Annotated in this window: 9 protein-coding genes; 2 read left to right on the top strand and 7 right to left on the bottom strand. The window is 47.6% G+C overall.

Going from position 1 to position 13286, the window contains the following annotated elements:
- Positions 1-193: 193 nt before the first annotated feature.
- Positions 194-1174: a cysteine synthase A gene (gene cysK, locus QUB11_RS04490; RefSeq protein WP_333199785.1), complete on the bottom strand. Its 981-nt coding sequence runs from the start codon at positions 1172-1174 to the stop codon at positions 194-196.
- A gap of 18 nt (positions 1175-1192) precedes the next feature.
- Positions 1193-1630: an Rrf2 family transcriptional regulator gene (locus tag QUB11_RS04495; protein WP_333199783.1), complete on the bottom strand. Its 438-nt coding sequence runs from the start codon at positions 1628-1630 to the stop codon at positions 1193-1195.
- Between the two features lie 708 nt (positions 1631-2338).
- Between QUB11_RS04495 and QUB11_RS04500 the strand changes: the two genes are divergently transcribed.
- Entirely contained in the window at positions 2339-3550 is a 1212-nt protein-coding gene (locus tag QUB11_RS04500) for a transposase (RefSeq protein WP_333199781.1), read from the top strand.
- 11 nt (positions 3551-3561) lie between these two features.
- On the opposite strand, the gene QUB11_RS04505 is transcribed toward QUB11_RS04500, so the two are convergent.
- From QUB11_RS04505 to QUB11_RS04520, 4 genes are all read right to left on the bottom strand, one after another.
- Positions 3562-4146, bottom strand: a complete 585-nt coding sequence (locus QUB11_RS04505; protein WP_333199779.1) for a Crp/Fnr family transcriptional regulator — start codon at positions 4144-4146, stop codon at positions 3562-3564.
- Between the two features lie 87 nt (positions 4147-4233).
- Positions 4234-4965, bottom strand: coding sequence for a serine O-acetyltransferase (gene cysE, locus QUB11_RS04510; RefSeq protein ID WP_333199883.1), 732 nt, complete (start codon positions 4963-4965; stop codon positions 4234-4236).
- A gap of 156 nt (positions 4966-5121) precedes the next feature.
- Positions 5122-7065, bottom strand: coding sequence for an ATP-binding protein (locus QUB11_RS04515; protein WP_333199777.1), 1944 nt, complete (start codon positions 7063-7065; stop codon positions 5122-5124).
- A 220-nt stretch (positions 7066-7285) separates the two neighbouring features.
- A complete protein-coding gene (locus tag QUB11_RS04520) occupies positions 7286-8317 on the bottom strand; it encodes a sulfate/molybdate ABC transporter ATP-binding protein (protein WP_333199775.1) in 1032 nt (343 codons plus the stop codon).
- A gap of 520 nt (positions 8318-8837) precedes the next feature.
- Here QUB11_RS04520 and gltD point away from each other — a divergent pair.
- Positions 8838-10322, top strand: a complete 1485-nt coding sequence (gene gltD, locus QUB11_RS04525) for a glutamate synthase small subunit (RefSeq protein ID WP_333253831.1) — start codon at positions 8838-8840, stop codon at positions 10320-10322.
- Between the two features lie 350 nt (positions 10323-10672).
- On the opposite strand, the gene priA is transcribed toward gltD, so the two are convergent.
- Complete coding sequence (gene priA, locus QUB11_RS04530; protein WP_333389912.1) at positions 10673-13234, bottom strand: primosomal protein N'; 2562 nt, start codon at positions 13232-13234, stop codon at positions 10673-10675.
- Between the last annotated feature and the right edge of the window lie 52 nt (positions 13235-13286).

Raw genomic sequence — 13286 nt, forward strand, 5'->3', positions numbered from 1 at the left:
TTTCCCGTTTCTATTCAATATCTGGGCGAACCCGCCCCTACAGGAATCATGGTTAATTGACCGGACATGATATAACTCATTAGTCCTAATAGCGAGGACTTTCGCTTTGAGCCAGGGAATTAATTCCCTGGCGGTCTTTCGGGTTAAGCTGATATCAATGCCGCAGGAGGGGCGATCGCCCGGTGCCTACAATTTAATACTTGCTGACTAATGCTTCAAGTTCGCTGACTGTCGGCAATTCAAAGTCTTTAAACAGCGCTGTACTGAGGTAGCGTTCGCCATAAGAGGGCTGCACAAAAACTATCAATTTTCCAGCATTTTCGGGACGCTTGCCGACTTGAATTGCGGCATACAAAGCGGCGCCGGCAGAAATTCCTGACAACAATCCTTCTTCTCTGGCAAGCCGGCGGCTGTAAGCGATCGCATCTGCGTCGCTAACTGCGATTGTTTCATCAATTAACTCGGGTTTCAACACTTCCGGGATGAATCCTGCACCAATCCCTTGAATTTTGTGAGCACCAGATTTGCCTCCAGAAAGCACGGGGCTGCTTGCGGGTTCAACTGCAATTACCCTAAAACTAGACTTTCGCGGTTTAATTACTTCAGCAACTCCCGTAATCGTACCGCCGGTGCCAACTCCAGCAACTAAAAAATCTACTTTACCCTCTGTATCTTCCCAAATTTCCTCGGCCGTTGTCTCCCGGTGAATTTTTGGATTAGCGGGGTTGCGAAACTGTTGCAGCATGAAAGCATCGGGGGTTTCTTCTACAATTTCTTCCGCACGGGCGATCGCGCTTAACATCCCTTCATGTCCCGGAGTTAATTCCAACTGAGCTCCGTAAGCTTTTAACATCGATCGGCGTTCCGTACTCATCGTATCCGGCATCGTTAAAATCAGACTGTACCCTTTCGCCGCCGCGATCATTGCCAAAGCAATTCCCGTATTTCCTGAAGTTGGTTCAACTAAAATAGTTTTCCCCGGTTGAATTAACCCCGCATCTTCTGCAGCCTGAATCATGCTCGCTGCAATCCGATCTTTCACCGAAGCAGCCGGATTCATCCCTTCCAATTTTGCCACAATTTGAGCAACTACTCCTTCGGCTTGGGGAATTTTATTGAGCTGAACTAAAGGAGTTCTGCCAATTATTCCTGTAACATCCTTAGCAATTCTCATGGCTTAATTTCTCTCCACTTAAATGTAGTACATGGGATGTGCTTGTTTGCGAACATCCCGCTGTTCGCACAAATCTTGTAATGTATATTTCCCCAAAACAGCCCAAGATGCCTGTTGAGCTTCCTGCCAGATTTCTAGCACCGCAGTTTTTTCTATTGTTACAGATTCCGAAACTTTTTGGGTCGGGCTGCTGCCGGATCCTTCGAGTGTCGAAAACACCTCTAGCAAAGTAATCTGCCAAGGCTCTTTCGCCAGCAAATAACCGCCTTTAGCACCCCGCAAACTCTGGACAATACTTGCACGCCGCAGCACGGCAAGAATTTGGTCTAGATAGCGTTCGGGTATCTCACCAGAAGCAGTAAGTTCGCTTACTGTTAGGGGCGAATCCTTCGGGTAGTGGCTCGCCAGTTCCAAGAGCGCTAACAGGGCATATTGTACTCTAGAAGATAGTTCCACATTCCCCACTGGCGATCGAGTTTAAATTGTACATTCTATCATAGTACACAATTCCGGTAGGTGTACAGGTGTTAGTATATTTTTATTACAAAAACGGTTGGAGAAATCCCGTGAGCAACGTAAATGTAGGTTTAAGCTGTCGGCACTGTCGGTATTACGAGCAGCACGGGCACAGGGGTGGAAACTGCCTGATGCTCGGCGTGGGGGTACAGGGTGGGTGGAAAGCTTGCTCCTTCTTGGTTCCACCCTTTTCACCGTCTTGGGAATACCCAGAAGCGGGTAGAGCCCGAAAGTCTCAAATGTTGCAGGGAGCGAGTATATTAGAGGCAATACCGCCCCCTTAAAGTAAGGGCTAAGTAGGTAGGCGGATATATGCTGTGTCATCGTTAAGTTGATTCATACTCACCTACTTGGCGGCAGTCAACAGGTGCGAGATATCGCATCTGTTGGCAGTGAGAAGAAAGACATCAGGAGAAATATAAAAGCAAGTGCGATCGTCACCCTTGCTTTTGACCTTATTGACCAGTGGAGGAGAAAATTTAATAAATGCAAATTCTCACAAAACTGGGTTTAAAACCCCGTCCTTGTAGGACGGCTTTCTCTTAATTTAGGGATACGCCCGTACTTGTGTTTGTATATTTTTGTGAATAATTCGGCAATATTAAGCCAGCCCCGCTAGCATAAAGATATCGTGATGAGGTCGAAGTCATGCTAGTTTTTGAGTTCAAAGCATTCGGTAAAAAACAGCAATTTGACGCTGTAGACGAAGCAATTAGAACGGTGCAGTTCATCCGCAACAAAGCATTGCGCTTTTGGATGGAAAACACAAAAGTCGATAAATACGGCTTAAACAAGTACAGCGCTGTTCTAGCTAAAGAATTCCCGTTTTGCGATGACTTAAACAGCATGGCTCGCCAATCTAGCTCAGAAAGAGCGTGGTCGGCGATCTCCCGATTCTATGACAACTGTAAAAAGAAAGTCCCAGGAAAAAAAGGATTCCCGCAATTCCAGAAAGACAACCGCTCGGTCGAATACAAGACTACTGGCTGGCGTCTGGCAGATGACCGGAAATCTATTACTTTTACCGATAAGAAAGGAATCGGGAAACTCAAATTAAAAGGAACGCGCGACTTGCATTTCTACCAACGCAGTCAAATCAAGCGAGTGCGCTTGGTAAAGCGAGCAGACGGATATTACGTCCAGTTCTGCATTCAAGTTGATCGCTCTGAGAAGATTGAAATTACTGGCAACGCCATTGGATTAGACGTGGGACTAAAAGAGTTCTACACAGATTCCAATGGTGTTGCAGTCGAAAATCCGCGATTTCTGGGCAAGTCCGAGCGCAGGTTAAAAAAAGCCCAAAGACGAGTTGCCAAACGAGTCAAGGGTTCGCAAAATAGAAAAAAGGCTAGAGTGATTTTAGGAAAGCGCCACCTCAAAATAAGTAGGCAACGTAAAGATTTTGCCGTGAAATTGGCAAGATGTGTGATCCAGTCTAGCGACTGTGTAGCCTACGAAGATTTGAGGAGTAAAAATATGGTGAAGAATCACTGTCTAGCGAAATCGATTAACGACGCATCTTGGTATATGTTCCGAGTGTGGTTGGAATATTTCGGCAAAGTATTCGGAAGAATTACGATTGCCGTGCCAGCCAATGGAACAAGTCAAGAATGCTCTAACTGCGGAACAATTGTTAAGAAAACTCTATCAACGCGAACCCATGCTTGTCGGTGTGGATGCGTATTAGATCGTGATTGGAATGCCGCTAAAAATATTCTAAGTCGGGGATTGAGTACGGTGGGGCACACCGGAACTTGGATTTTAGATCCGAACGCTTGTGGAGAATTGACCGCTACCGATGTTGAAGTAATTCTGCATCGGCAAGTCGATTCTGCGAATCAAGAATCCCCTCGCCTTTAGGCAGGGGAGTGTCAAATTTCGTAGTGCCACACCTCAGAAGGTTGCAGAATAATCCGGTGGAGTGGCAGACGATCTATCAAGCCTTGCTGCTCAAAATGACCGAGGGTGCGAGTGACAGTTACGCGACTTGTACCGATAATTTCTGCAATGTCCTGATGCGTTAAAATCATATCGATCAGATGTCCTCGCTCTACCTCAGAACCAAACCTCTTAGCCAGCCAAGTTAATAGTTGATAGAGCATAAAATCAACTCTTTTGTAACCTCGCATTACCATAAAATCTTCAGCCTGCTGAATGTGACGGAGCAAAATATCTCTATTTAGCCAGCGATCGCCCGATAGTAAAATTGCCTCGACTTTAGTGAGGCATTCAATTTGAAAAGGATCGCATTTTGAGATCGGTTTGCCGATCGTATCACCAGGCCCCCACAATCCCAAGGTGATAATTGTGCCATCTTCAAGCCACGTTACAGTTCGCACTACTCCAGTTTCAATTCGCCACAGAGCATTGCTTCTGTTCGGCAAGTGCGAGCGGCGAGAAAATATATGTCTGCTCGTTTCATCAAAAGTTTTAGTGGAAAGAGAAGCAATAGTCATAGCCAGTTACTGAAAGAATAAAAGTTAGTTTGTCCAATGACAGCAGGAGAGTGTGGTTGGCAAAAATCTATATAAATTAAAGCTTTACTAGATTCCTGCACCGTCTAAAAACTGTGTAATGAATAAATCAGAAGACAAGAATAATTCATGTTTTTTGACCTCTGCTTGCTCTGATTGAGTTGTTTTGAGTGGAGATTGTTGAGATTTCAAAAAAGCAACCTGCTCTTCTAAATCCTTAATTCTATCGAACAAAGCTCGAATCGCTTGAGCTTCCAAATCCGGTAGACCTTGAGAATTTTGACCATCTTCCACCTGCTTTTTCCTAGAGATAATGCGGCCGGGAATTCCCACAACTGTGCAATCGCTAGGGACATCCCGTAGCACTACCGAACCCGCACCAATCCGAACATTATTGCCAATTTGAATATTGCCTAAAACTTTAGCACCGGCTCCTACCACGACATTTTCTCCCAGCGTTGGATGCCGTTTTCCTATTTCTTTACCCGTGCCGCCAATGGTCGCTCCTTGATAAATTACAGCATAATCTCCAACGATCGCAGTTTCGCCAATTACCACCCCCATGCCGTGGTCGATAAACACGCCCCTACCAATTTTCGCTCCTGGGTGGATCTCAATACCTGTTAAAAAGCGACTTAGTTGGGAAATCAAGCGCGGTACAAACGGAAGGCCCGCGGAATAAAGCCAGTGTGCTATCCGGTGGAAAAAAAGTGCTTGCAGTCCGGGATAGCAAAATAATACTTCCAGCCAGTTGCGCGCCGCGGGGTCGCGTTCGTAAATAATTTGCAAGTCACTGAACATATTTAGTCCCGCCGTGTTTGGGTTATACAGTATCGGCAGTGCCGACGGTTTAAGCTGCATAAAGCAGTATTGGTTGTGGCATTATTACATATAATACTATAACTCGACCGAGTTACAGTAGTTAATGGAAAAAATTTTTTCCTTCCCCAGCCCTTTCTAAGCTGCCTCGGATATTTTCCGCGAAACAAACGGTACAGCTTGTCTGACTTCTTGCCGCAGCGGAATCTCGATCGAGAATTGGGTCCCCAATCCCGGTGTCGAATCGCAGCGCAGCGCACCTTTGTGCTTTTCTACGACAATTTTATAGCTGATTGACAGTCCCAATCCTGTCCCTTTTCCCACAGGTTTAGTAGTAAAGAACGGGTCAAACAGCCGTTTTTTGACATTTTCTGCCATACCGGGGCCGTTGTCAGATATCCGCACAATTATTTTATCGGGGATCGAATATTCTGTGGTTATGGCGATCGCGATCGGATTGGCTTCCGCTGCTTTGGGCCCGCGATCGAGGTTGTAACTCTCAAGGGCGTCGATCGCATTAGCCAGAATATTCATGAACACCTGATTTAATTGTCCGGCATAGCACTCTACTAAAGGTAAATGGCTGTAGTTTTTAAGAATCTCGATCGCCGGGCGATCGGCTGTAGCTTTCAGGCGACTTTGCAGAATTAGCAGAGTGCTGTCAATGCCTTCATGGATATTGACAGGTTTCATTTCGCTTTCGTCTAGGCGAGAGAAATTTCGCAAAGATTGAACAATTTGAACAATGCGATCGGCTCCTATTTTCATCGAAGACAGCAGTTGCGGCAAATCTTTACTGAGAAAGTCAAAGTCAATATTTTGTAAATACTGGGCAATTTCCGATGGAGGGGATAAATAGTGTTTTTGGTAGAGTTTTACCAACTCTAACAAATCGCTAGTATATGCCCTGGCGTGGTGGATATTGCCGTAAATAAAATTAATAGGATTGTTAACTTCGTGGGCGACACCAGCAACTAATAAACCCAAACTTGACATCTTTTCCTGCTGAATTAGTTGAGCTTGAGTTTGTTGCAACTGTTGCAAAGTTTTCTCTAGCTGTTGAGATTTAGCCCTGCGTTCTGCTGCGATCTTTTCAATTTTTTCTGTATAACTTAACAAGCTCATCAGGTAAAGTGTTGCCACCAGAGTTAAGATTGTCCCCAGAATTAAAACCGTCAAAGAACGCCAAAATTTTAGAGGATTAATGTACTCTGGCGTCAGCCGTAATTGCAGCAACCACCTGCGATTTTCAATATTGAGGATGCGGGTGCAACTGCTGCCGTCTGGGCAGTAAGCTCTTTCCCCAATTGGGATTTTATTTTTAATTTTTTCATCGGTAATTATCCTTTTTGTCTTGGCTTCATAAAAAGCAAGAAACCTTTCTGCTTCAGGAGCCATAGCATCTTGAAGATAAACGTTAACAAAGTTGAGGTTAGTTTCCTGTAAAGCCGATTTGACAATAGCATCAACCAGCAAAACGCCAAAAGTAAAACCTTTCAAATTTTCTGGTGAGCGAGCAGGTAAATTTGGCTGCAATTCGGCGCCATCGTCAGCAGAATTTTGAGTAAAAATTGGCATGAAGACGAAGACGATGGGTTGATTTTGCGAAGACATTTTTTGGCGATCTGTCGCGGTAATTTCTTGTCTTTTGGTGGCGTTTTCTAACGCTACCCGATTGGCCGTTAAATCTAAACCTAAATCTATTTCCTCTGTCAGGAATTGCGGAGAGTCAGAAACACTGGGCAGCCAAGCGATCGCCTTCAGGCTCGGATGCCGGTAGAGGGCAGGCCCAACAAATGTCTTCATTTCTGGTTTTTTAACGCCGTCAAATACGCTGTAAAATGCTCCAGCAGCCCGAATTATTTCTAAATTGCCGCTAACATCTCTCTGAATGTCTGTAGCTATTTTGTCCAGCCGGTCTTGCAGTTCGGCTTGCATGGATTTGTATTCCCAATTGTACGCAACTGAAGAGGCGATCGCAGACAGTCCCAATCCTGCACAAAGTGTTAATCCTGCCTGGATGTAACGGCGATAAGCAAGTAAAGTGCTAGTTGCTAAATTCTTGAATTTGTTAGCAGTCATATTCTTCACCTATCTTGTTTCTAGTTCTCCGTCTCAGGCAGAGCCTGAGATTTCTCGTTTTTCTCGTTCCCAGGCTCTGCCTGGGAATGAATTTCAGGAGGCTCTGCCTCCGATTTAGAGCCACGAGACAGCATTACCAGGCACGAGCCTGGTAACGATGTGGGAGCAGTGTTTTGTAAAAGCTCCCCGATAGTATTTTGAGTAAGATGCAGCCGCTGATTTAAATTGAATAAACAGGGAAAGTCATCGCGTGTTTGGGCTTGACGTAAACCTGCTGATCTCGCGTTAACTGTAGAGAATCGAAGCGCTCGCGACTCACGTAAGCTGTTACTACCTGCTGCGATTCTAACAGTAACTCGGTTTGTATTTCCCGCCCTAAATGAATGATGCGGCTGACTGTTGCTAATGCAAAACCAGACTCCGGCTTAGTTTTAATTTCCACATCGTGGGGGCGCAAAAACACTACTTCAGAATGGGCGGCTCCGTTCTTGTGAGCCGTTGTGGCGTTGCTGGCGAACAAACCCGCAGTATTCGAGAGCACATTGACCGGCCCAATAAAACTCATCACAAAAGCTGACGCCGGTTTGTCGTAAATTTCAGCAGGAGTGCCAACTTGTTCGACTTTACCTTTGTTCATCACCACAATTTCATCGGCTACTTCCATAGCTTCTTCTTGGTCGTGAGTCACAAAAACTGTGGTGATGTTAACTTCTTTGTGAAGGTTGTGCAGCCACGATCGCAATTCTTTGCGTACTTTAGCATCTAATGCTCCAAAAGGTTCGTCTAGCAGCAGCACTTTCGGTTGAACTGCGAGAGCTCTGGCCAAAGCAACCCGCTGCCGCTGGCCCCCGGAAAGTTGCGAAGGATAGCGATCGCCCAAACCTGTCAACTGCACTAAATCCAAAAGTTCATCAACCCGCCTGCGAATAGAGTCTTTAGGAACTTTGCGAATTTCCATCGCAAAAGCAATATTTTTCCGAATACTCATGTGTTTGAACAAAGCATAGTGCTGAAACACAAAACCAATATGCCGTTCCTGCACCGACTGCTGGGTAGCATCCTCCCCGATCAAGTAAATATGACCCGTGTCCGGCGGTTCGAGTCCGGCAATCATCCTCAGCAGAGTCGATTTCCCCGAACCGGAAGGCCCTAAAAGCGCGACTAGAGAGCCGTTTTTTATTTTCAAACTCACGTTGTCAATGGCGTGGAAGGAGCCGAAGTGTTTCGATACGTTCTCAATTGTAATGCTCATGACTTTGTGTACCTATTTTAGGAGTTGATGGTATTAACTCCATATATCTGACCGATTTACAGTAGTATATCCTGAAATTAATATTTGGCAAGGCCTGTAACTTTTTGTATTGTATTTCGAGCCCTGCTGATGGGGACGGCGCTTGAAAGTTGATGCTGGCGGGCCGTCTGAGTTAACCCGCGAGAGTTTTCAGATGTGGCTTTAGCCGTAAATGCGATCGTCGGAGAATAAGCCATGCTGAAATTACGTAGAAACCGGGTTTGATGGACGAAAATACTGCATCAAAACCTTTAAAACCTTTAATACCCGTAAAAAACCCGGTTTCTTTGCTGTCCATCTATCTATATTTTACCGCTGCCGACAATTCCCCGACTCCCGGCGATATTAAAGATTTCATGTACAAATTGCTCAATCTGAGGTGCGATCGCCCACAATTTATATGACAATAGTTAGTTCATAAGCATACAGGCTTCAGCTTTGACAAACTACCAGAATAGTAAATTCTAACCAGAACACCACTATGGGAAAACCAACAGGCTTTATCGAATTCTTGCGCGAACTGCCCTCCGAACTCTCACCAGTCGAGAGAGTCCACAACTGGGACGAATTTCACCTACCGATGGAGGAGGACAAACTCCGCACCCAAGGCGCGCGCTGCATGGATTGCGGTATTCCGTTTTGCCACACGGGCACAATTATCAGCGGCATGGCAAGTGGCTGCCCGATTAACAACCTCATCCCCGAATGGAACGACCTAGTATATCGCGGACTGTGGAAAGAAGCCCTAGACAGACTCCACAAAACGAACAACTTCCCGGAATTCACCGGCCGCGTCTGTCCCGCACCCTGCGAAGGCGCTTGCGTGCTCGGCATCAACAACCCGCCAGTCACGATTAAAAACATCGAAGCCGCAATTATTGATAAAGGTTGGGATGAAGGCTGGATTACCGCCGAACCGCCCGCCAAACGCACCGGCAAAAAAATCGCCGTCATCGGTTCCGGGCCCGCAGGTTTGTCCGCCGCCGCGCAACTCAACAAAGCCGGTCATTGGGTAACTGTATACGAAAGAGCCGATCGACCAGGCGGCCTGCTAATGTATGGCATCCCCAACATGAAGCTAGACAAAGAACAAGTCGTGATGCGCCGCCTCAAAGTCCTTGAAGACGAAGGCGTGACATTCGTCTGCAACACCGAAGTCGGCAAAGACTTACCAGCCGAACAACTGCTAAAAGAATACGACTCCGTTGTGCTCTGTACCGGCGCCACCAAACCCCGCGACTTGGGCATCCCCGGCCGGGAATTAAAAGGCATCCACTTCGCAATGGACTTCCTGACTGCGAACACCAAAGCAGTTTTAGACAAGAGCACCAACGATAACTTCATCTCCGCCGAAGGCAAAGATATCGTGATCATCGGCGGCGGCGACACCGGCACCGACTGCGTGGGCACCTCCATCCGCCACGGCTGCAAAAGCCTCGTACAGCTAGAAATCCTGCCCAAACCGCCCTCGGAACGCGCCGCCAACAATCCCTGGCCCGAATGGCCGAAAGTCTACCGTCTCGACTACGGCCAAGAAGAAGCCGCAGCCAAATTCGGCGACGACCCCCGCGGCTATCTCACCACGGCGACAAAGTTCGAGGGCGACGAAAACGGCAATGTCAAAGCTGTGCACACCGTTGAAGTGGAGTGGGCGAAAAACGAGAAAGGGCAGTTCATTCCGAACCACATCCCCGGCACCGAAAAAGTGTTGCCCGCACAGCTTGTGTTGCTAGCGATGGGCTTCCTCGGCCCGGAACAGCCCTTGCTGGATGCGCTGGGATTGGAACGTGACGCCCGCAGCAATGTGAAAGCGGAGCACGAAAAATATACAACCAGCATTCCGGGAGTTTTCGCGGCTGGTGACTGTCGCCGGGGACAAAGTTTGGTGGTTTGGGCGATTAACGAAGGGCGCGGCGTGGCCCGGGAGTGCGATCTTTATCTGATGGGGAGTACGGATTTGCCTTAGTTGGTAGGATTTACAGTACGGAAACGGCGCCGTGCCCATTGGTGTCAACTTAAGCTTTTCGTCCGCTAGTCCTCCCGCCTACCCGGCAGTCCGCCAGGGAATGAATTCCCTGTCTAATAGCGAAAGTCCTCTGAAGAGGACTAATCAGTTTACAAGTCTTTTTCTCAGTCCTCTTAAGAGGACTTTAGCTTTGAGGCAGGGGTTTCAACCCCTGCCGGACTGAGGGTTTAACGCCCTTGTTGACAGCATCGAGGACACGGCAGTGCCGTTTCCCTACCCCAAAATAATCGTAGGGGCGGTGCCCCCGTGCCCGCCCTCTCCTGTACCCGATCGCATTTCTCCACCACCAATCAACCAAAATTCAACGGATCGACATCAATAATTAAACTAACAGAACGCGGCGTGCGATCGCGCAATCCGATCAAATCCGACAAATCCACCGACTCATCCAAAGGCAACTTCAGCAAAATCTGCCACCGATACCGATTTGCCACCCGCATAATCGCCGCAGGTGCAGGCCCCAACAATTCACATCCCGGTACAGACAATCGCTCAATATACTCCTGACAAACAGACGCCAATTGTACCGCTGTCACCGCCACTTCCGCCGCATCTACACTGCTCAATCGCAACAAAACCAGCCGCCCCGAAGGAGGATAATTTAGCGCCGCTCTTTCTGCTAATTCTGTTTCCACAAAACCCGCATATTCGTGCCGCCTAACTGCTTGAATAACCCGGTGTTCGGGAGTGTAAGTTTGAATAATTACCCGCCCCGGATCGTCGCCTCTGCCCGCACGGCCCGCGACTTGAGTTAATGTTTGAAAAGCTCGTTCGCTTGCCCGATAATCCGATAAGTTCAGCAACCCGTCAGCAGACACAACTCCCACCAATGTGACTCCAGCTAAATCTAACCCTTTCGTCAGCATTTGCGTACCCAACAAAATGTCAGCTTCCCCATTAGCAAATTGCGTTAACAATCTGCGGTGGTCGCCCTTATTTCTAGTCGTATCGCTGTCAAACCGAATTGCCCGCAATTGGGGAAACAATCTCGTTAATTCCTGTTCGACTCGCTGAGTGCCACTACCAAAGTTTTTGAAGTAAGGAGAACGGCATTCCGGGCAGTTTTGGGGGTGTCTTTCTGTGTGGTTGCAGTAGTGACAGCGCAATATTTCTGCGGTTCCTTCGCCGACGTGGTGATAAGACAGGGAAACATCGCAATTCGGGCATTCCATTACATAGCCGCAACTCCGACAAGAGACAAAGGTACTGTGTCCTCTTCTGTGAATAAACAGGATACCTTGCTGTTGTCTTGCTTGCAATTGTTCCAGGGCATTTTGCAGGGAAGCACTGAAAATTGAGCGGTTTCCTTGCCGCAATTCTTGGCGCATATCGACTATTTCCACAGGCGGCATCGGGCGGGAATAAATGCGATCGGGCAATGATAAATAATGGATATTTGGTAACGAGTAATAATCTCGGCGCGTCCCCACCAAAGTCTCTAATGCTGGCGTTGCGGAACCTAAAATTAAGGGACAATTTTCTAATTCGGCGCGCCATTTGGCAACGGTGCGGGCGTGGTAGCAGGGGGCTGGTTGGTCTTGTTTGAAGCTGCTGTCGTGTTCTTCATCGAGGATAATTAAGCCGAGGTGAGGTAATGGCGCAAAAATGGCCGATCGCGTGCCGATGACAATTTGCGGGGTTCCAGTCAGCATCTGACGCCATGTATCGTAACGTTCGCCCTCGGATAGGGCGCTGTGGTACACGCAAATTTGCTCGCCAAAACGGGCTCGGAATCTGTCTGTAAGTTGCGGTGTGAGGCCGATTTCGGGAACGAGTACGAGGGCGGATTTGCCCCTGGCTAAGATGGGGGCAATCGCCTGCAAATACACTTCGGTTTTCCCGGAACCTGTAACGCCGTGCAGCAGCACTTGACGAAATCCCGAAAAAGAGTTAATAAACGCTAAGGCTTGAGCTTGAAAATGAGTTAAAGTCTTCGGTGCATCTGGCAATTGAGAAATTCCGCGATCGCCCCTGAGCACTTCCCTTTGATCGATGACAACGCTACCTTTTTGTTCCAAATTTTTGACAACCGAAGAACTCGCGCTGCAAATTCTCAGCAAATCGTTCATCCACATTTCACCGCCGCCACGCCGCAAAACTTCCAATACTTCTTGTTGCCGCTTGGTTAAATCTGTGACAAATGCACTAGCAATTAATGTCACTGCCGGTTTGAGTTGTGGTTTGGGAGGATTGGGAGGTTCTAAATAACTTTCTACCCAACCGCGTTTCAATAAATCTTTCAATCCCCGATAACTTCCCTTGACTTGTCGCTGAAGGTATTGCCAAGTGTAATCGCCGTTTTTTTGAGCTTGCAGCAATTGCAAAATTTGACTCGCTGCCGGATTGAGAAATGTTTCGGCATTCGGAGAAATTGCGTCCTTAATTAAGCGAATTCGGCGCACGGAACGGCTTAACAAACCGGGCGGCAACGAGGCTCTAATTACTTGAATTAATGGTGTGCAATAATAGGTGGCGGTGCGATCGAGCAATTCCCAGTAAGTCGGTGGGAAAAAGCCCGCACTGACAACATCTTCGACATCTTTAACCCGCGCCGGATCTAAGTCTGGCGGCAGTTGAGAAATGAACCGAATCGCGATCGCCCCTACCTGTTGACTGCCAAAGGGTACACTCAAGATATCCCCTGGTTGCACGGTAAGTTCCGCAGGTAAACGATAGGTAAATAACTTGTTTTCCTCCCCTGCAGAGTCCCCCGCCACCCTGAAAGGAGAGTCTACCAATACCTCGATCCATTCTGCCCGCACGGTGGGGCGCTGTGGCGGTTCGCTGCTGCCGTAGGATGCCCCGGCCTCTGCCGCTATAGGGGTTGACAAACCAAAAGTGACAGTAGACATAAGGTTGCACATCAAACTAGGAGGAGCCGCGGTCAAAGGGAGTTTTCATTAT

This window comes from Microcoleus sp. B6-A1 (assembly GCF_036705085.1).
Classification (GTDB): domain Bacteria; phylum Cyanobacteriota; class Cyanobacteriia; order Cyanobacteriales; family Microcoleaceae; genus Microcoleus.